The sequence below is a fragment of the Azospirillum largimobile genome, from assembly GCF_977007025.2.
The window spans coordinates 2,139,379-2,157,728 of record NZ_CDRMUA020000001.1 but is presented as its reverse complement, the minus strand read 5'-3'; the positions used below and the strand labels follow the sequence as shown (position 1 = coordinate 2,157,728).

17 protein-coding genes are annotated in these 18,350 nt (G+C 68.5%); 10 read left to right on the top strand and 7 right to left on the bottom strand.

The window, feature by feature from the left end; translation table 11 throughout:
* Positions 1–41 precede the first annotated feature (41 nt).
* The 4 genes from cimA to ACWPKK_RS10150 all read left to right on the top strand — a co-directional run bounded on the left by cimA (position 42) and on the right by ACWPKK_RS10150 (position 4,560).
* Positions 42–1,643, top strand: a complete 1,602-nt coding sequence (cimA, locus tag ACWPKK_RS10165) for a citramalate synthase (RefSeq protein WP_452003391.1) — start codon at positions 42–44, stop codon at positions 1,641–1,643.
* A gap of 139 nt (positions 1,644–1,782) precedes the next feature.
* A complete protein-coding gene (locus tag ACWPKK_RS10160) occupies positions 1,783–2,250 on the top strand; it encodes a preQ0 transporter (RefSeq protein WP_452003389.1) in 468 nt (155 codons plus the stop codon).
* Between the two features lie 124 nt (positions 2,251–2,374).
* Complete coding sequence (locus ACWPKK_RS10155) at positions 2,375–2,911, top strand: flagellar basal body-associated FliL family protein (protein ID WP_452003386.1); 537 nt, start codon at positions 2,375–2,377, stop codon at positions 2,909–2,911.
* 278 nt (positions 2,912–3,189) lie between these two features.
* The gene (locus tag ACWPKK_RS10150) at positions 3,190–4,560 is read left to right on the top strand and encodes a DEAD/DEAH box helicase (RefSeq protein WP_324870039.1); all 1,371 of its coding nucleotides are present in this window, start codon (positions 3,190–3,192) and stop codon (positions 4,558–4,560) included.
* Between the two features lie 108 nt (positions 4,561–4,668).
* Here ACWPKK_RS10150 and ACWPKK_RS10145 read toward each other — a convergent pair whose 3' ends face one another.
* From ACWPKK_RS10145 to cobS, 3 genes are read right to left on the bottom strand one after another with little or no spacing between them, the layout of a single operon-like run.
* Complete coding sequence (locus tag ACWPKK_RS10145; RefSeq protein ID WP_310112031.1) at positions 4,669–5,193, bottom strand: pyridoxamine 5'-phosphate oxidase family protein; 525 nt, start codon at positions 5,191–5,193, stop codon at positions 4,669–4,671.
* Between the two features lie 52 nt (positions 5,194–5,245).
* The gene (locus tag ACWPKK_RS10140) at positions 5,246–5,890 is read right to left on the bottom strand and encodes a histidine phosphatase family protein (RefSeq protein ID WP_452003382.1); all 645 of its coding nucleotides are present in this window, start codon (positions 5,888–5,890) and stop codon (positions 5,246–5,248) included.
* Entirely contained in the window at positions 5,887–6,702 is an 816-nt protein-coding gene (cobS, locus tag ACWPKK_RS10135) for an adenosylcobinamide-GDP ribazoletransferase (RefSeq protein WP_452003380.1), read from the bottom strand. Before cobS ends, ACWPKK_RS10140 begins: the two co-directional genes overlap by 4 nt.
* Before the next feature lie 151 nt (positions 6,703–6,853).
* On the opposite strand from cobS, the gene def reads away from it, so the two are divergent.
* Genes def through truA form a run of 3 tightly spaced genes read left to right on the top strand, consistent with a single transcriptional unit; the run spans position 6,854 to position 9,110 of the window.
* The gene (def, locus tag ACWPKK_RS10130) at positions 6,854–7,366 is read left to right on the top strand and encodes a peptide deformylase (protein ID WP_324870043.1); all 513 of its coding nucleotides are present in this window, start codon (positions 6,854–6,856) and stop codon (positions 7,364–7,366) included.
* A gap of 32 nt (positions 7,367–7,398) precedes the next feature.
* Positions 7,399–8,367 (top strand): methionyl-tRNA formyltransferase, encoded by a 969-nt coding sequence (gene fmt, locus ACWPKK_RS10125; protein WP_452003377.1) that lies wholly within the window; start codon positions 7,399–7,401, stop codon positions 8,365–8,367.
* 5 nt (positions 8,368–8,372) lie between these two features.
* Positions 8,373–9,110, top strand: coding sequence for a tRNA pseudouridine(38-40) synthase TruA (gene truA / locus ACWPKK_RS10120; protein ID WP_452003374.1), 738 nt, complete (start codon positions 8,373–8,375; stop codon positions 9,108–9,110).
* Here the strand turns inward: truA and ACWPKK_RS10115 are convergent.
* Positions 9,104–9,988 carry a LysR family transcriptional regulator gene (locus tag ACWPKK_RS10115; protein WP_452003371.1) on the bottom strand — a complete coding sequence of 295 codons (885 nt, stop codon included), beginning with the start codon at positions 9,986–9,988 and terminating at the stop codon, positions 9,104–9,106. The two genes, truA and ACWPKK_RS10115, sit on opposite strands and share 7 nt — an antisense overlap.
* Positions 9,989–10,073: 85 nt before the next feature.
* On the opposite strand from ACWPKK_RS10115, the gene ACWPKK_RS10110 reads away from it, so the two are divergent.
* Positions 10,074–10,679: a cysteine hydrolase family protein gene (locus tag ACWPKK_RS10110; protein ID WP_452003368.1), complete on the top strand. Its 606-nt coding sequence runs from the start codon at positions 10,074–10,076 to the stop codon at positions 10,677–10,679.
* 135 nt (positions 10,680–10,814) lie between these two features.
* Here ACWPKK_RS10110 and ACWPKK_RS10105 read toward each other — a convergent pair whose 3' ends face one another.
* Positions 10,815–12,425, bottom strand: a complete 1,611-nt coding sequence (locus ACWPKK_RS10105; RefSeq protein ID WP_452003365.1) for an ABC transporter substrate-binding protein — start codon at positions 12,423–12,425, stop codon at positions 10,815–10,817.
* Between the two features lie 216 nt (positions 12,426–12,641).
* Between ACWPKK_RS10105 and ACWPKK_RS10100 the strand changes: the two genes are divergently transcribed.
* Positions 12,642–13,661, top strand: a complete 1,020-nt coding sequence (locus ACWPKK_RS10100; RefSeq protein WP_452003362.1) for an aspartate-semialdehyde dehydrogenase — start codon at positions 12,642–12,644, stop codon at positions 13,659–13,661.
* 199 nt (positions 13,662–13,860) lie between these two features.
* Positions 13,861–15,171, top strand: a complete 1,311-nt coding sequence (locus ACWPKK_RS10095; protein WP_452003359.1) for a branched-chain amino acid ABC transporter permease — start codon at positions 13,861–13,863, stop codon at positions 15,169–15,171.
* Positions 15,172–15,322: 151 nt separating this feature from the next.
* On the opposite strand, the gene leuC is transcribed toward ACWPKK_RS10095, so the two are convergent.
* Positions 15,323–16,726: a 3-isopropylmalate dehydratase large subunit gene (gene leuC / locus ACWPKK_RS10090; RefSeq protein WP_109150871.1), complete on the bottom strand. Its 1,404-nt coding sequence runs from the start codon at positions 16,724–16,726 to the stop codon at positions 15,323–15,325.
* 141 nt (positions 16,727–16,867) lie between these two features.
* Positions 16,868–18,283, bottom strand: a complete 1,416-nt coding sequence (locus ACWPKK_RS10085; protein ID WP_452003355.1) for an FAD-binding oxidoreductase — start codon at positions 18,281–18,283, stop codon at positions 16,868–16,870.
* Positions 18,284–18,350: the final 67 nt, after the last annotated feature.

Below are 18,350 nucleotides of genomic sequence, written 5' to 3'. Positions count from 1 at the left end.
ACCTTCTGCCGTTCCACCGGCTTAAGACGGGTCAGGCGGCGATGACGGGCGAACGCATCTATCTTTACGACACCACGCTGCGCGACGGGGCGCAGACCCAGGACGTGGATTTCTCGGTCGCCGACAAGATTGCGATTGCCAAGGACCTCGACCGGCTGGGCATCGACTATGTCGAAGGCGGCTGGCCCGGCGCCAACCCGACCGACGACCAGTTCTTCGCCGAGGCGCCGGAGCTGACCCGCGCCACCTTCACCGCCTTCGGCATGACCCGCCGCCCCGGCCGCAGCGCCGCCAACGACCCGCAGCTGACCGCGTTGGTGCAGTCGCGCGCCAAGGCGGTCTGCATGGTCGGCAAGACCTGGGACTTCCATGTCGACGTCGCGCTGAACATCCCGCGCGAGGAGAACCTCGACCTGATCCGCGACAGCATCGCCGCGCTGCATGCCGCCAAGGGCGAGGCGCTGTTCGATGCCGAGCATTTCTTCGACGGCTACAAGCGCAACCCGGCCTATGCCGTCTCCTGCATCAAGGCGGCGTATGAGGCCGGCGCGCGCTGGATCGTGCTGTGCGACACCAATGGCGGCACCCTGCCGCACGAGATCGACGCCATCGTGCGCGAGGTGGTGGAGACGCACGGCATCCCCGGCGACCGCCTGGGCATCCACTGCCACAACGACACCGAAAATGCCGTCGCCAACTCGCTGGCGGCGGTGCGGGCCGGCGCGCGGATGGTCCAGGGCACCACCAACGGCCTGGGCGAGCGTTGCGGCAACGCCAACCTCGTCTCGCTGATCCCGACGCTGATGCTGAAGCTGGGCTACGAGACCGGCATCCGGCGCGAGGATTTGCATCTCCTGACCCAGTTGAGCCGTGCCTTCGACGACCGGCTGAACCGCGCGCCCAACCGCCATGCGCCCTATGTCGGCGCCAGCGCCTTCGCCCATAAGGGCGGGCTGCATGTCTCGGCGGTGGAGAAGGACCCGTCCTCCTACGAGCATGTGGCGCCCGAGGCCATCGGCAACCGCCGCCAGATCGTGATGTCGGACCAGGCCGGCCGCTCCAACCTGATCGTGCGGCTGCGCGACATCGGCATGGCGGTGGATGCGAAGGACGACCGGCTGGCCGGCCTGCTCGATCTGGTGAAGCAGCGCGATAGCGAGGGCTACGCCTATGACACGGCGGAGGCCAGCTTCGAACTGCTGGTCCGGCGCGAGCTGGGCGAGGTGCCGCGCTTCTTCGAGCTTCTGCGCTTCCACGTCACCGACGAGCGCCGCTACAACGCGGTCGGCAAGCTGGTGGTGGAATCGGAAGCGGTGGTGCGCGTGCGCGTCGGTGACGCCATCCGGCTGGAGGTGGCGGACGGCAACGGTCCGGTCCATGCGCTGGACGTCGCCATGCGCAAGGCGCTGGAGCCTGTCTATCCGGCGCTGGCCCAGGTCAGCCTGTCCGACTACCGCGTCCGCATCCTGGCCGCCAAGGACGGCACCGGCGCCATGCCGCGCGTGCTGATCCGCAGCGCCCGGACCGACGGCAGCGAATGGTCGACGCTGGGTGTCTCCACCAACATCATCGAAGCCTCGATGGAAGCGCTGGTGGACAGCTACACCTACGCCCTGATGAAGAGCGAGGCGAAGCCGGTCTGAGGGGGAGCCACGCGGCACCTTCCCACAATGGCGATGTTCTGATAGCAACGGCGGTTTCGGGGCGCTCGCATTCACGCGGGGACTGCTCCGGTCACCGGCGCCCGTATTGCCGCGGGTCCGCTCTCGGAGGATCATCGCCATGCTCTGGCTCGCCGCCTATATCGGCAGCATTCTTGCCATCAACTTCGCCTTCAGCCTGTTTCCGCACCTGGATCTGGTCTGGTCCTGCTGGGCCGGGCTGATCTTCATCCTGCGCGACATGGTTCAGGTGCGCTTCGGCCATTGGGCGCTCGCCGCCATGCTGGGCGGCACCGTGCTGTCCTATCTGCTGACCGATCCCTTCGTCGCCACCGCCAGCGTCCTCGCCTTCGCGGTGTCGGAGATGATCGACTGGGCGGTCTTCACCATCACCCGCCGCCCGTTGCGCGACCGTCTGTGGATCAGCGCCGCCCTGTCGGTGCCGGTCGACACCGCCATTTTCTTCGGCATGCTGGACATCTGGGATCCCACCGTGTGGGCAGCCAGCCTCGCGTCGAAGCTGGTGGGCGTGTCGGCGGTGTGGCTGCTGATGCGCACGCGGGAAGGGCGGATGGCCGTAGCGGCCTGAGCGCCGGCCGGAGGACTCAAGTGGGGGGCGTCCGCTCCAGGGCGGCGTCCCCACCTCCACCGAATCTTAACCGCGGCGGCGGTAGACTCCTCCATGCCCCTGCCCGGCCCGGAGGAGGCCGACCATGGCCACGCACCGCACGCTGCACGGAACGCCGTACCCGGCCCCGCCTCCCAATCCGCTGAAGCCGGATCCGCTGGATGCGCTTGCCCCGCAGCATGCGCCCCATTCCGAACCTGCCCATCCCACCCGCACGCTGATCGTCGTCCTGATCGCCCTGATGACCCTGGCGGGGTTGGCCTATGGCGGCGGCATCGCGGTGGACCGCATCGTGGAACAGCGGCGGATCGAGGCGCGCATGGGGCCGAAGCCCAATCTTGCGCAGCTGCCGGCGATGGAGGTTCCGCTGGGGGGATTGCGCGCGGTGGAAATGCAGGTCTCGCTGGTGCTGGCGCCTAAGGTGCAGGCCGACCGCGTCCTGCGCTACCAGGACCGCATCGCCGACCGGCTGTTCCAGACCGTCAGCCAGGCCGGTGCCGAAACCCTGACCGGCACCGGTTCCGCCGACTTCCTGAAACAGAGCATAAGGGACGCCGTGAACCGCGAGGCCGGGACCGGCCTGATCAGCGACATCTACATCGAACGCATGGTCGTCAAGTGAACGACGCGGGGCTCGTTCGGCGATGCCCCTTGTCTTGTGCGGCGCAATAGCTTATGTAGGGCGTCTTGATCGCTGGAGGCTCGCGCGTCTCTTGAGCGAGACGCGCTGTGATTGCGCAACGGCGAACGCCCCCAAGGTTCTGGGGCGCACTGGCCGCTGCATCGGATAGACGCCTCTCCCTCTATCGACCTCCTCCCGGCGAGTCCGCCGGTATGTCCCACGCCCGCCATCGGGGCGCGCGGGGCCGTGCCGTGTTGCTTTGAGAAGGTTGTTACGACTTGACGTTTTCCGAACTCGGCCTGCACCCGCTCGTCCTGAAGGCCCTCGAGGCGTTCGAATACACCGTTCCCACCCCGGTCCAGCTCGCCGCCATTCCGCCGGCGCTCCAGGGCCGCGACATCCTCGCCACCGCCGAGACCGGCACCGGCAAGACCGCCGCCTTCATGCTGCCGGCGCTGACCCGCACCGCCGAACTGCCGCTGAACGGCGCCGCCACCCCGCGCGTGCTGGTTCTGGCCCCGACCCGCGAGCTGGCCAAGCAGGTCACCGACGCCGCCCGCAAATACGCGAAGTTCATGAAGCTGAACATCGTGGACGTGGTCGGCGGCATGCCCTACCGCGAGCAGCTGCGCCTGCTGTCGCGCCCGGTCGACGTTCTCGTCTGCACCCCGGGCCGCCTGCTTGACCATGTCGCCCGCCGCCGCATCGCGCTGGACGAGGTCGAGGTGCTGATCCTCGACGAGGCCGACCGCATGCTGGACATGGGCTTCCTCGACGATGTCGAGACCATTGCCAAGTGCTGCCCGCCGACGCGCCAGACCCTGCTGTTCACCGCCACGCTGGACCGCCGCATGGCGCAGCTGGCCGGCAACCTGCTGCGCAACCCGGAGCGCGTGGCCGTCGAGAGCCAGGCGACCGCGATCAACGTCGAACAGCGTCTGCACCATGCCGACGACCTCGACCACAAGCGCCGCCTGCTGCAGCATTTCGCCGCCCAGGAAGAGGTCGGCAAGGCGATCATCTTCGCCGCCACCAAGCGTGATGCCGACACGCTGGCCGAGGAGCTGAGCGCCGCCGGCCATGCCGCCGCCGCCCTGCACGGCGACATGGACCAGACCAAGCGCAACCGCACGCTCCAGCGTCTGCGCACCGGTCAGGTCCGCCTGCTGGTCGCCACCGACGTCGCCGCCCGCGGCATCGACGTGCGCGACATCACCCACGTCATCAACTTCGACCTGCCGCGCTCGGCGGAGGACTATGTCCACCGCATCGGCCGCACCGGCCGCGCCGGCGCCTCGGGCGTTGCGATCTCCTTCGCCGCCCGCGCCGACCGCGAGACCCTGGTCCGCATCGAGCGCTACACGAAGGCGACGCTCGAGGTGCATGTGGTGCCCGGCTTGGAGCCGACGCGCCCCTTCACCACCGGCGGCGCCGGCCGTCCGGCCGGTCGCGGCGGCCGTCCGGGTGGCGGCGCCGGCAAGCCGTGGCACCGCAACGGCGAGTCCAAGGGTCCGCACGCCCCGCGCGGCCCGCGTCCGGACTATGCCCGCAACGACAACCACCGCGGCGATGCCCGTCCGGACCATGCCCATGCCCGCCGTGAAGCCCACGGCAACGGCAAGCCGGCTGCCCGTGCGAAGAGCTGGTAAGCAGCAGCGTCTCTGACGCTTCTGGCCCTCGAATGAAAACGCCCCCCTGTCGGCCTCGCGGTCGGCAGGGGGGCGTTTTCATTTCAGGCCCGCTCTTTCAGATGCGCCTTACTGAAACGCGATCTTCGCGTTGTCGCCGGGGTCCGGCGACTGGCCGGTCAGCTTCGCCTTCACATAGCCATAGGCATAGACCATGGTGCTCGACGGGCTGTCCCAGTATTCGGCCTGATCGACCGACACCTTCAGCAGGGCGACCTCCGGATCATCCGGACCCTGGGGGAACCAGGTGCTCATGATGTCGCGCCACAGGAAGCGGATCTTGTCGCGATCGCGCACGACCTCGGCGATGCCGGACACGGACACGTAATCCTGCTTGTCCGGGTTGGAGTAGGCGAGGTTGACGCGCCAATGGCGGTCGATCTCCGCCACCTTTTCGGAATGGGCGCGGGTGAAGAACCACAAGGTGCCGTCTTCGAACCCCGCATGGGACAGAGTCGCCATCGGACGGGAGTTCAGCCGGCCGTTGTCGTCCAGCGTCGTCATCATCGCGACCTGGACGCCCTTCATCATCTCCCAGAGCTTCTTGACTTCACCCTGGTCAGGGCTGTGGCCGGCGGTGGTGCTATGGACCATGGTCTGCCTCTCGTTCGGTAGCCCAGCGGAGACAGGGGAACGCCTTTCGTGGTCAGAAGGTTCCGGGTTGAGCGTTCACTCCCCCGACCGACCAGGATCCTGTCCCGGCGTGGTAGTGGTCGATCCGGCTCAGCGACCAGGGGTCGATCCGCAGCCGCAACGCCGCCTCCGGCGTCAGATCCAGCGCCAGCGCCAACGCGCCGCGGATGGTTCCGGCATGGATCACCGCAACCACGTCGCGTCCGACATGAATGTCGGTCAGCCGCCGCAGCGCCGCCGCCGTGCGGTCCATCACCGCGGCGAAGCTCTCGCCGCCGGGCGGCGCGTGGCGTGCCGGGTCGCGCCAGAAGCGCGCCGCCGCCTCGGCATCGCGCATCGCCGCGGTGTCGTGGCTGATGCCCTCCCACGCGCCGAAATCCTGCTCCGCCAGCGCCGGCTCCACCACCGCGGTGTCGGCAAGGCGGGGATTGCGGGTCCACAGCGCCTGGGCGGTCTGCCGGCTGCGGCGGAGCGGGCTGGTCAGCCACAGGGCGTCGGCGGGCAGACCGGCCGCCAGCGCCGCCGCAGCCGCGCGGTTGCCGATATCGGCCTCGCGGTCGCTCGACCCGCAGATGACGTTGTCGGGGTTGTGGACGGGCGCATGGCGGATCAGCCACCAGCGGGTGACGGTCAGGGGGGTGAGGCTCACCGCGTTCATGCCGCTGCTCCAATGAGGGCGGACCCCAGGAAGGAGGAAAGGGTCAGCAGTACCGCGGCCTCCGCCACCTGCTGGGACGCGCCTAAGACGTCGCCGGTCTGTCCGCCGAGATGGCGTCGGGCGAGGGCGCCCACCGCGGCCACCCCCAGGAGGGATGCCGCCATCGCCGGCAGGGCCAGCCCGCCGAGAGCCACCGCCGCAATCGCGATGCCGAAGACGAGCGCCAGCAGCACCGTCGCCATCGCCGGCCGTCCCTGTGCCGCCGCCAGCCCGTCACGCCGCGCCGGGGAGAGGACGCGCGCCATCGCCGCCAGCCCGCAACGCGACAGGGCGCCCGCAGCCACCAGCGCCGCGACCGCCGCGGGCACCGGCAGGGCCGCCAGCGCCGCCGCACGGATGCCGACCGAGAAGACCAGCGCCAGCACGCCATAGCTGCCGACCCGGCTGTCGCGCATGATCTCAAGCTTGCGTGCCAGATCGCGTCCGCCGCCGAATCCGTCGGCGACGTCGGCCGCGCCGTCCTCGTGCAGCCCGCCGGTCAGCCGGACCGTCGCCGCCAAGGCCAGCAGTGCCCCCGCCAGCGGCGGCAGGTTCAGCAGTGCCGCAAGCGCGAACACGGCACCGCCGGCCAGCCCCACCAGCGCCCCCACCAGCGGAAACCACCCCATCGCCCGCGCCGCAGCACCGTCCGCCAGTGGTCCGTCGAGTGGGCCAATGGGTGGGAAGGGCAGGCGGGTCAGGAACACCAGGGCCAGTGCGGCGTCCTGGGTCCAGCGCGGGGGAGGGGTGGGGGCGGTGGTCGCGTCACGCATGATCGGCATCGACTACGCCCAAGCGGCGTTCGGTGCAACCCTGCTCGGCGGACTGCTTTGGCCCGCGTTCCTGCCGGTCCGATTCCTTGACCAAAACACTTGGTCCGCCTACTTTGTCCGTTTGAACTCCCCCTATCATCATCGAGCACCCATGGCCCGTCTTCCGATCCTCGTCGCCCCGCATCCGATCCTGAAGCGCAAGGCGCAACCCGTCGCCGAAGTGGATGCGCGCGTCGTCAAGCTGATGGACGACATGGTGGAGACCATGTACGACGCCAACGGCATCGGTCTGGCCGCCCCGCAGGTCGGCGTGCTCGACCGCGTCATCGTCGTCGACGTCCATGAAAAGGGCGAGCCGGCGAACCCGATCCGCCTCGCCAACCCGGAAATCGTCTGGTCGTCGGACGAAAAGGCGATCTGCGAGGAGGGCTGCCTGTCGGTGCCGGAGCAGTATGCCGAGGTCACCCGTCCCCAGCGCATCCGCGTCCGCTATCTGGACGAAAAGAACCAGCAGCAGGAGATCGAGGCCGACGGGATGCTCGCCACCTGCATCCAGCATGAGATCGACCATCTGAACGGCGTTCTGTTCGTCGATTACCTGTCGATGCTGAAGCGGAACATCCTGCTGAAGAAGGTTCAGAAGATGCAGAAGGCGACGGCCTGACCCGCCCAAAAACAGATCGGCGATTTGATTCGATGACCCCGCTCCGTCTCGTCTTCATGGGCACGCCGGACTTCGCCGTGCCCAGCCTTGCCGCGCTGATCGAGGCGGGGCATCAGGTCGTCTGCGCCTACAGCCAGCCGCCGCGACCAGCCGGCCGCGGCCAGCAGGTGCAGAAATCGCCAGTCCACCGCTTCGCCGAGGAGCACGGCATCCCCGTGCGCACGCCCAAGAGCCTGCGCAATGCCGAGGCTCAGGCCGAGTTCGCCGACCTCAAGGCCGACGCCGCTGTGGTCGCCGCCTATGGCCTGATCCTGCCGCAGCCGATTTTGGATGCGCCGCGGCTGGGTTGCGTCAACGTGCATGGCTCGCTGCTGCCGCGCTGGCGCGGGGCGGCGCCGATCCAGCGTTCCATCCTGGCCGGCGATGCCGAGACCGGGATCACCATCATGCAGATGGACATCGGGCTCGACACCGGCGCCATGCTGTCGAAAGAAGCGGTGGCGATCACCCCCGCCACCACCGCCAGCAGCCTGCATGACGAGCTGGCGGCGCTCGGCGCCCGCATGATCGCTCCGGCGCTGGAAGGTCTGGCCGCCGGAACGCTCGCCGCCGTGCCGCAGCCCGAAGAGGGCGTCACCTACGCCGCCAAGCTGACGCGCGAGGATGGCCGGCTCGACTGGACCCAGCCCGCCGCTTACGTCGAGCGGCAGGTCCGCGCGCTGACGCCTTGGCCGGGCTGCTGGTTCGATGTCGCCAATGGGGCGGCGAACGGCGAGCGGATCAAGGTGCTGTCCGCCGAGCCGGCCTCCGGCAAGGGCACGCCCGGCACGCTGCTGGACGACCGGCTGACGGTCGCCTGCGCAGATGGCGCGGTGCGGTTGGTCAAGGTGCAGCGTCCCGGCAAGGCGCCGGTGGACGGCGCGGCCTTCCTGCGCGGCTTCGCGCTGGCGGTCGGGCAGCCGGTCTCCGCCCCCATATCTGCCGAAACCGTCGCGGACTGACCGCCGTGCAGCGCTGGAAACTGACCGTCGAGTATGACGGCCGTCCCTTCGTCGGCTGGCAGCGCCAGGACAACGGCCCCTCCGTCCAGCAGAGCCTGGAGGAGGCGGTTCAGCGCCTGTCGGGCGAGGTGGTGCGGGTCCATGGCTCCGGCCGCACCGATGCAGGGGTGCATGCGCTGGGGCAGGTCTGCCATTTCGACTTGGAAAAGCCCTTCACCGGCCTGAAGCTGCGCGATGCCCTGAACTTCCACCTGAAGCCGGCCCCCATCGCGGTGCTGGAGGTGGAGGCGGTGAACGAGGACTTCCACGCCCGCCTGACCTCGACCGGCCGCGCCTATGTCTACCGCATCGTCAACCGCCGTGCGCCGCTGGCCCTCGACGCCGGCCGTGCGTGGCACGTCACCCGCCCGCTGGATGCCGAAGCGATGCACGAGGCGGCGCAGGTCTTGGTCGGCCAGCATGACTTCACCAGCTTCCGCGCCGCGCTGTGTCAGGCGAAGTCGCCGGTGAAGACGCTCGACCAGCTGGATGTGGAGCGCCAGGGCGAGGAGATCTGCATCCATGCCGCCGCGCGCTCCTTCCTGCACCATCAGGTCCGCAATATGGTCGGCACGCTGGAACTGGTGGGTGCCGGCAAATGGAGCCCCGACGATGTCCGCCGCGCTCTAGAGGCCCGCGACCGCGCCAAAGCCGGACCGACCTGTCCGCCGGACGGGCTGTATTTCATGGCGGCGCGTTACTGAGCGACGGCGGTTCCCGCCAACCGCTCCTTCTCGGCGGTGAACACCGTCACCAGATGCTCGATCACCGCCCGCACCCGCGGCACCTCGCGGCGGTCGCGGTGGACCAGCAGCCAAGCCTCGCGGGTCAGCGGCGGGCCGGACAGGGGCAAGCGCTCCAGCCCCGGCACGCCGTCTGCCAGCATGCAGGGCAGGAAGGCGGTGCCGAAGCCGGCGACCGCCGCGGCAAGCTGGCCCTGCACGCTGTTGGACCGGAAGGCGACGCGCCGGCCGCCGCCATGGCGGTCGAGCCACAGCGCCTCCGGCAATTCCGCCATCGATTCGTCATAGGCGATCAGCGTGTCGGGCGCGTCCGGCGCGGCGTAGAGCCCATAGCCCAGCGTCGCCAGCCGCCGCCCGACCAGATCGCCGCGCTGCGGCCGGGCCAGCCGGATCGCCAGATCGGCCTCCCGCCGCGCAAGGCTGAGGGTGCGGTTGTCGACGATGATCTCCAGGTCCAGGCCGGGGTTGGCCGCCCGCAAGGCCCCCATGCGGGGGATCAGGAAGATGTCCGCCAGCGCCTGGGTCATCGTCAGCCGCACGGTGCCGGTCAGCCCGGTGTCTGCACCCTCGCGGCGGCGGATCGCCTGCGCCCGTTCATCCATTGCCTCGGCCAGGGCGCGGACGCTCTCGCCCTCATCGGTCAGGACATAGCCCTCGGGACGGCGCTCCATCAGGCTGCGGCCGAGCGCGGACTCCAGCGCGGCCAGCCGGCGCCCGACCGTGGCGTGGCTCAGCCGCAGGCTGCGCGCCGCCGCCGACAGGCTGCCGGCCCGCGCCAGTTCCAGGAAGACGCGCAGATCGTCCCAGTCCAACGGGCCTGTGAATTTCTGAACAGTCATGGTGCAAGGATAGCGGATGGCTGCGCATCGGTGAACGGGGCAGCATCGCCTCCATCAACGCTCGAACAAACGCGGAGCACCCCCGATGACGACCCAAACCGCCAAGACCCTGCGCCAGATCGCCGGTGCGCCGAACACTCCGGCTCCACTGGACAAGGCGGTGCTGGTGCTGATCGACCTTCAGCGCGAATACACCGACGGCGCCCTGCGGTTGTCGGGCGTCGATGCGGCGGTGGAGAAGGCGGCGGCGCTGCTGGACCTCGCCCGCACCCATGCCGTGCCGGTGATCCACATCGTCCACCACACCGCGGCGGGCGCGCCGGTCTTCGACCCGACCGGACCGATGGCGGAGATCATCCCGGCGGTGGCGCCGCGCGAGGGAGAACCGGTGATCGTGAAGAAGCTCGCCAACGCCTTTGCCGGCACCGACCTGCAGACGGTGGCGCGCGACACCGGGCGAAGCGAGATGATCGTCGCCGGCTTCATGACCCACAACTGCGTCAGCAGCACCGTGCGCTCGGCGGTGGATCATGGCTGGCGGGTGACGGTCGTGGCGTCGGCCACCGCCACCCGCGACCTGCCGGACGGCAAGGGGGGCGTGGTGCCGGCGGCCGACATCCAGCGTGGCGTGCTGACAGGCCTGTCCGACAGCCTCGCCGTGGTGGTGGAGGATGCACGGGCCTGGGGGTGAATTCCCTCTCCCCCCCGGGGAGAGGGTTAGGGTGAGGGGGACGCAAAGCGAGGATTCTTGGGAGCGCCACGCAACGCATCCCCCTCACCCCGACCCTCTCCCCGGGGGGGAGAGGGGGATTTCACCGTTACATCCTTACTTCTTCTCGGCCTTCCAGTAATAGTTGGTGTCGAAGCTCGGACCCCAGACGAGGCCGCTGACGGTCTTGCGCTCCGCCACCATCTCCGTCTGCTGGAACATGATGACGAAGGGCGAATCGGCCAGGACCGAGCGCTGGAGTTCCTCGTACATCCGGGCGCGCTTGGCGCTGTCGCGTTCCTCGACCGCGGCGGCGGTCTTCTTGGTCAGTTCCGGAATGTCCCAGGCGTTGCGCCAGGCCAGCGGCTTGGACTTGGCGTTGTCGCTGTTGTCCGGGTTGGAGGCGAAGGTGTCGGCGTTGGAATTCGGATCCTGGTAGTCCGCGCCCCACTGCTGGATCATCAGGTCGTGGTTGCGGGCGCGGTACTTGGTCAGCACCTGCTTGCCGTCGCCGGGGATGATCTCGATCTTCACGCCGGCCTTCGCGGCGCTGGCCTGGATCGCCTGGGCCATGTCCTGGGTCGGGTTGGTGTTGCGCACATCCATGCTGACGGTGAAGCCGTCGGGATAGCCGGCCTTCGCCAGCAGCTCCTTCGCCTTGGCCGGGTCGTACTTGTAGGGATTGTCGTTGACGGCGCCCAGGAAGCCCTTGGGCAGGAAGGCCTGATGGACGGCGCCGATGCCGTTCATGATCGTGCCGGCCATGCCGTCATAGTCGACCAGATACTTGAACGCCTCGCGCACCTCCGGCTTGGCCAGGGTGGCGTTCTTCTGGTTCAGGCTGAGATACCACAGCGTGCCCTTCGGCGCCTGCACCAGACGGATGGCGTCGCTGGACTTCAGCGGTTCGAACTGCTCCGGCTTCAGGTTGCGAGCGACATCGACGTCGCCCTTCTCCAGCAGCAGGCGCTGGGTCGCCGGCTCCGGGATGTGGCGGATCAGAACGCGCTTCAGCTTCGGCGCACCGCGCCAGTATTTCGGGTTGGCGTCGAAGGTCAGCAGTTCGCTCGCCTTCCACTGCTTCAGGACGAAGGGGCCGGAACCGGCGGAGGCGGTCTTCAGCCAGCCGGCGCCGAAATCGCCGTCCTTCTCCTTGCTCTTCACCAGCTTGGAGTCGACGATGGAGCCCACGTCGGCGGTCAGGCAGTAGAGCACGAAGGTCGGTGCATAGGCCTTGTCGGTGGTGAAGACCAACGTGCGCGGATCGGTGGCGCGGACCATCTGCTCGACATTGTCCGGGGTCAGGCCGAACTGGGTCAGGATGAAGGCCGGACCCTTGTTCATCTTCACCGCGCGGGCAAAGGACCACGCCACGTCGTTCGCCGTCAGCGGGTTGCCGGAATGGAAGGCGATGCCGTCGCGGATTTTGAAGGTGAAGGTCTTGCCGTCGGGCGACACCGTCCAGCTCTCCGCGGCCTCGCCCTCGATCTTGCTGACGTCGTTGACGTCGAAATGGACCAGCCGGTCATAGACCTGGGCGCTGTATTCGGCCCCCGACAGTTCGAAAATCTCGGCCGGGTCGAGGCTGACGATGTCGTCGAACTGCCAAGCCATCACCAGCGCGTCCTTCGGCGTGTCGGCTATGGCGGGGGCGGCGAAACCGGCGATGGCGAGAGCGGCGGCGCCAAGAACCGTCTGCGCAATAAGGCCGCGCTTGAAGCTGGTCATCCGTGATGTCTCCCTGGAGGCCCATTCGGGCGCTGTTGAGGGCGGGCACTGTCGAGGGATGGAATCTTCCCGCCGCCTTCCATGGCCTGTCAACCCGGCCGGAGGGCAGGTTTCATAAGGCGACGGGTTGCAATTCGCGGGGAAAGCGCCTAGCTCCTAACGCCCCCCGGCACCATTCTTGTATTCGCGGACATTCGGCAGAAGGAAACCACCGTCATGGGCTATACCGTCGCGGTCATCGGCGCCACCGGCAATGTCGGGCGCGAGATCCTGCAAACGCTGGCCGAACGGAAGTTCCCGGCCGACAAGGTCATCGCGCTCGCCTCCGAAAAGTCGATCGGCCAGGAGGTGTCCTATGGCGAGGACGACATCCTCAAGGTCGAGGATCTCAACAAGTTCGACTTCCATGGCGTGGACATCGTGCTGTCGTCGCCCGGCGCCAAGGTGTCGGCCGTGCATGTGCCGCGCGCCGCCGCCGCCGGTGCCATGGTGATCGACAACACCTCCCACTTCCGCATGGACCCCGACGTGCCGCTGGTGGTGCCGGAGGTGAACCCGGAGGCGCTGGTCGGCTATCGCAAGCGCGGCATCATCGCCAATCCCAATTGCTCCACCATCCAGATGGCGGTGGCGCTGAAGCCGCTGCACGACCGCTATAAAATCCGCCGCGTGGTGGTGTCGACCTACCAGTCGGTGTCGGGCGCCGGCAAGGAGGCGATGGACGAGCTGTTCACCCAGACCCGCGCCATCTTCGTCAACGATCCCATCGCCAAGAGCGTCTTCCCAAAGCAGATCGCCTTCAACGTCATCCCCCAAATCGATTCCTTCATGGAGGACGGCTCCACCAGGGAAGAGTGGAAGATGATGGTGGAGACCAAGAAAATCCTCGACCCCAAGATCAAGGTCGCCGCCACCTGCGTCCGCGTGCCGACCTTCATCGGCCATGCCTTGTCGATCAACATCGAGACGGAGGAGCCGATCAACGCCGAGGAGGCCCGTGTCGTCCTGCGCGCCGCCCCCGGCGTGTCGGTGGTCGACCAGCAGACCGGCGACGGCTATGTCACCCCGGTCGAGGTCGCCGGCGACAACCCGGTCTTCGTCAGCCGTATCCGCGACGACTTCACGGTGGAGAACGGCCTGTCCTTCTGGTGCGTCGCCGACAACCTGCGCAAGGGCGCCGCGCTGAACGCCGTGCAGATCGCGGAGCTGCTGGTGCGGGATTACATGGTGGAGTGAGGGATTCTCTACCCATAACTTAGCCCCCCACCTATCCTCCCCCGCTGAGCGGGGGAGGGACTACCGCCGCCCTTCCAAACAAGCGCTTGTCCCCTCCCCCGCCCAACGGGGGAGGGTTAGGGTGGGGGCAAATTGCCGGCGCTTCCCACCCTCACAAATTGTCGGTAGGCTGAACCGTCCCACCTGCCCGGGCGGTTCCGTGCTCCGCATCCTGCCGCTGTTGTGCCTCGTCCTGCTGGTGCTCACCGGGTGCGGCATCGATGCCGACCAGGATATCCTGTGCCGGAAACTGATCCCGGCCTTCGAACCCGGTCCCGTCACCGAACTGTCCACCCGCTCTTACGCCGAGGACCGGCGGGTTCTGCGCATCGATTACCGCAGCGGCGACCAGCGCCACTGGATCGCCTGCCGCTTCGCCGGAACCGGCATGGAGGAAGGGCGTCGGACGCTCGTTTCTGTGGCGACCGACCGCACCGGCTGGCTGACGGACATGCGCTTCGCCATGCTGCAGCAGTGGCTGCGCATCAAGCCGCCGCGCGATGCCGGAGGGGCAGGCGCGGCAGTGGACCGTGCGCCGCCGACCCGTTGGACGCCCGTCCTGTTCCTGATCCAGCAGGTCGTGAATGCCGCCACCGTCGCCTGCGTCTACGGGCTGCTGGCGCTGGGCTACACCCTGGTCTACGCGATCCTAGGCCAGATCAATCTGGCGATGGGGGAACTGACGATGCTCGGCGCCATGCTGACGGCGATGGCGGCGGCCGGGCTGGGCATGGCCGGCTGGGCGACATGGCCGCCGGCCCTGCTGGGCGTGCTGGTGCTGGCGATGGGCTTCACCGCGGTGCAGGGCTGGACGATGGACCGGCTGGTGTTCCGCCGCCTGCGCGGGGTCCGCAGCCACATGCCGCTGATCGTCGCGGTCGGGTTGTCCATCGCCTATCAGGAGGGGGTGCGGCTGCTGCATGGCGCCCGCGACTGGTGGCCGGCGCCGGTACTGACCGGCCGCCACGACCTGCTGAGCGACGGCGCCTTCACCGTCACCGCGCTGACGGCGCAGCTGGCGATCCTGGCGCTGACCGGCGGGCTCTATGCCCTGTTGTGGGGGATCATGCAGCGCACCGCCTTCGGCCGGGCGCATCGTGCCTGCACCGATGACATCGCGGCGGCGGAACTGGTGGGGGTGGACGTCAACCGCACGGTGGCGGCGACCTTCGCCATCGGTGGCGGATTGGCCGCGGCAGCGGGGGCGGTGATCGCGCTGTATTACGGCGGGGTGAACTTCTTCACCGGCTATCTGATCGGCTTCAAGGCGCTGGCCGCGGCGGTGGTCGGCGGCATCGGCTCGGTGCCGGGGGCGATGCTCGGCGGTGCCCTGCTGGGGCTGGTGGAGACCTTCTGGTCGGCCTATTTCGCCATCGCCTACAAGGACATCGTGGCGTTCGGATTGCTGACGCTGTTCCTGATTTTCCGGCCGCAGGGGCTGATGGGGCAGGCGCGGGGGAGGGGGGATTAGGGGGAGGTATCGGCTGGCGACGCCCCCACCTAACCTCCCCCGCTGGGCGGGGGAGGGACTGCCGCCACTCTCCCGTACAAGTACTTGTCTCCTCCCCCGCCCAGCGGGGGAGGATTAAGGTGGGGGGCTAACTTACTCGGGCCGCTTGACCTTACAGCGCCCGCACGTCCGCCAGATGCCCCGTCACCGCCGCCGCGACCGCCATCGCCGGGCTGACGAGGTGGGTACGGCCGCCGCGGCCCTGACGGCCTTCGAAGTTGCGGTTGGAGGTCGAGGCGCTGCGCTCGCCGGGAGCCAGACGGTCGGCGTTCATCGCCAGGCACATGGAGCAGCCCGGCTCCCGCCACTCGAAACCAGCCTCGGTGAAGATCTTGTCCAGACCCTCTTCCTCGGCCTGCTCCTTGACCAGACCCGAGCCGGGGACCACCAGGGCGCGGACGCCCTCGGCGACCTTGCGGCCCTTGGCGACCTCGGCGGCGGCGCGCAGGTCTTCGATGCGGCCGTTGGTGCAGGAGCCGATGAATACGGTGTCGACCTTCACCTCGGTCAGCGGCTGGCCGGGGGTCAGGCCCATGTAGGCGAGCGAGCGCTCGACGGCGGCGCGCTTGCCGGCGTCGGCGATCTCGGCCGGGTTCGGCACGGTCGCGGTGATCGGCAGCACGTCTTCCGGGCTGGTGCCCCAGGTGACCTGCGGGACGATGTCGGCGGCGTTCAGCACGACGGTGGCGTCATAGACCGCCCCCTCGTCCGACGGCAGCGTCTTCCAGTACTGGACGGCCTGCTCCCAGGCGCCGGCCTTCGGCGCCAGGGCGCGGCCCTGGACATAGGCGAAGGTCTTCTCGTCCGGGGCGATCAGGCCGGCGCGGGCGCCGCCTTCGATCGCCATGTTGCAGACGGTCATGCGGCCTTCCATCGACAGGTCGCGGATGGCTTCGCCCGCGAATTCGATGACGTAGCCGGTGCCGCCGGCGGTGCCGATCTTGCCGATGATGGCCAGCACGATGTCCTTGGCGGTGACGCCCGGGTTCACCTTGCCGTCCACGCGGATCAGCATGTTCTTGGCCGGCTTCTGCAGCAGGGTCTGGGTGGCCAGCACATGCTCCACCTCCGACGTGCCGATGCCGAAGGCCAGGGCGCCGAAGGCACCATGCGTGGCGGTGTGGCTGTCGCCGCAGACGATGGTGGCGCCGGGCAGGGTGAAGCCCTGTTCCGGGCCGACGATGTGCACGATGCCCTGGCGGACGTCGTCCATCGGGAAGTAACGAACGCCGAAGTCGCGGGCGTTCTTGTCCAGCGTCTCCACCTGGATCCGGCTTTCCTCCTCCACGATGCCCTTGGAGCGGTCGGTGGTGGGGACGTTGTGGTCGGGCACGGCGAGAGTGGCTTCCGGACGCCGCACCTTGCGGCCGGCGACGCGCAGTCCTTCGAACGCCTGCGGACTGGTCACTTCATGGACCAGATGGCGGTCGATGTAGAGGATGCAGGTGCCGTCGTCCTGGCGATGCACGACGTGGCTGTCCCAAATCTTGTCGAACAGAGTGCGCGGCTTGGACATCGGAAAAACTCTCTCTCGCGGTACGACAGGCGCAGAACAATCGGAGGCCGCACCATAGCCTTGTGTCGCGCCGGGGACAAGCGCGGCCATACGTCTTTCGCCGCAAGCCTGTCCCCCGCAACATTCTATCGCGCTAAGCCCTTACGGCAGCATCTTGCCGGGGTTCAGCAGGCCCTTGGGATCGAGCGTCGCCTTGATGGCGCGCAACATGTCGAACTCCACCGGCCCCTTGATCACCGGCATCTCGTCCTTCTTGAAGCGGCCGACGCCATGCTCGGCGGAGATGGAGCCGTCGAGCTTGAAGATCACCTCGTTCACGACGTGGCAAATCTCGTCCCAGCGGTCGAGATAGGCCTTGGTGTCGGCACCCTCGGGTTGGCTGAGGTTGAAGTGGATGTTGCCGTCGCCGACATGGCCGAAGGGGGTCGGGCGGATGCCGGGGCAGGCCTGCGCCACCGCCGCCTCGGCCAGTTCGAGGAACTCGGCGACGCGGGAAACCGGGATCGACACGTCGTTCTTGATCGAGCCGCCTTCGAACTTCTGCGCCTCGACGATGGCTTCGCGGATGAACCACAACTGCTTGGCCTGGGCGTCCGACTGGGCCAGCGTGGCGTCGGTCGCCAGTTCCGCCTCGAACGCCTCGCCCAGCGCGGTCTCCACCGTCTCTTGGAAAGCATCGGACCGGGTGCCGGCGGTCAGTTCGGTCAGGACATACCAGGGCGACGGCTCCGACAGCGGGTCGATGGTGCCGGCGACATGCTTGAGCGCGAAGTCCAGGCAGCGGCGCGACATCAGCTCGAAGGCCGACACGGCGTCGCCCGAGGCGGCGCGCAGGCGGGCCAGCAGCTCGATGGCGGCGGCGGGGCTGGGCACGGCGACGAAGGCGGTGATCGACTGGCGCGGGCGCGGGAACAGCTTCAGCACCGCGGCAGTGACGATGCCCAGCGTGCCCTCGGCGCCGACGAACAGGTTCTTCAGGTCGTAGCCGGTGTTGTTCTTGCGCAGCCGGCGCATGCCGTCCCACACGCGGCCATCGGCCAGCACCACCTCGAGCCCCAGAACGAGGTCGCGGGTGTTGCCGTAGCGCAGGACGTTGATGCCGCCGGCATTGGTGGAGATCAGGCCGCCGATCTGCGCCGTGCCCTCCGCCCCCAGGCTGAGCGGGAACAGGCGGTCGGCGTCGGCCGCGGCCTCCTGGATGCTGGTCAGCACCACGCCGGCCTCCACCGTCATGGTGTAGTTCAGCGTGTCGATGTCGCGGATGCGGTTCATGCGCGACAGGCTGAGCACGATCTCGCGCCCCTCCTCGTACGGGATGGAGCCGCCGACGAGGCTGGTGTTGCCGCCCTGGGGCACGATGGGGATGCCGGCCTCGGCGCAGACCTTGACGACCGCCGCGACTTCCTCGGTGCTGGCCGGGCGGACCACCGCCGGGCTGTTGCCCTTGAAGCGTCCGCGCCATTCCGACAGGTAGGGCGCCATGTCGGCGGCGTCGGTGAGAATGCCGGACGGGCCGACGATGGCGCGGATCTGGTCGAGGGCGGCGGCAACGGTCATGGCAAGGCGTCCGAAGCAGGTTGGGGGGCTTACAATCGACCTCTTCTAACGTCTTCGCCGACCATTT

Excerpts from the sequence above, each read along its gene's own strand:
- cimA (WP_452003391.1), top strand. The coding sequence starts at position 42 with ATGACGGGCGAACGCATCTATCTTTACGACACCACGCTGCGCGACGGG.
- ACWPKK_RS10160 (WP_452003389.1), top strand. The coding sequence starts at position 1,783 with ATGCTCTGGCTCGCCGCCTATATCGGCAGCATTCTTGCCATCAACTTC.
- ACWPKK_RS10155 (WP_452003386.1), top strand. The coding sequence starts at position 2,375 with ATGGCCACGCACCGCACGCTGCACGGAACGCCGTACCCGGCCCCGCCT.
- ACWPKK_RS10145 (WP_310112031.1), bottom strand. The coding sequence starts at position 5,193 with ATGGTCCATAGCACCACCGCCGGCCACAGCCCTGACCAGGGTGAAGTC.
- ACWPKK_RS10140 (WP_452003382.1), bottom strand. The coding sequence starts at position 5,890 with ATGAACGCGGTGAGCCTCACCCCCCTGACCGTCACCCGCTGGTGGCTG.
- cobS (WP_452003380.1), bottom strand. The coding sequence starts at position 6,702 with ATGCGTGACGCGACCACCGCCCCCACCCCTCCCCCGCGCTGGACCCAG.
- def (WP_324870043.1), top strand. The coding sequence starts at position 6,854 with ATGGCCCGTCTTCCGATCCTCGTCGCCCCGCATCCGATCCTGAAGCGC.
- fmt (WP_452003377.1), top strand. The coding sequence starts at position 7,399 with ATGACCCCGCTCCGTCTCGTCTTCATGGGCACGCCGGACTTCGCCGTG.
- ACWPKK_RS10115 (WP_452003371.1), bottom strand. The coding sequence starts at position 9,988 with ATGACTGTTCAGAAATTCACAGGCCCGTTGGACTGGGACGATCTGCGC.
- ACWPKK_RS10110 (WP_452003368.1), top strand. The coding sequence starts at position 10,074 with ATGACGACCCAAACCGCCAAGACCCTGCGCCAGATCGCCGGTGCGCCG.
- ACWPKK_RS10105 (WP_452003365.1), bottom strand. The coding sequence starts at position 12,425 with ATGACCAGCTTCAAGCGCGGCCTTATTGCGCAGACGGTTCTTGGCGCC.
- ACWPKK_RS10100 (WP_452003362.1), top strand. The coding sequence starts at position 12,642 with ATGGGCTATACCGTCGCGGTCATCGGCGCCACCGGCAATGTCGGGCGC.
- leuC (WP_109150871.1), bottom strand. The coding sequence starts at position 16,726 with ATGTCCAAGCCGCGCACTCTGTTCGACAAGATTTGGGACAGCCACGTC.
- ACWPKK_RS10085 (WP_452003355.1), bottom strand. The coding sequence starts at position 18,283 with ATGACCGTTGCCGCCGCCCTCGACCAGATCCGCGCCATCGTCGGCCCG.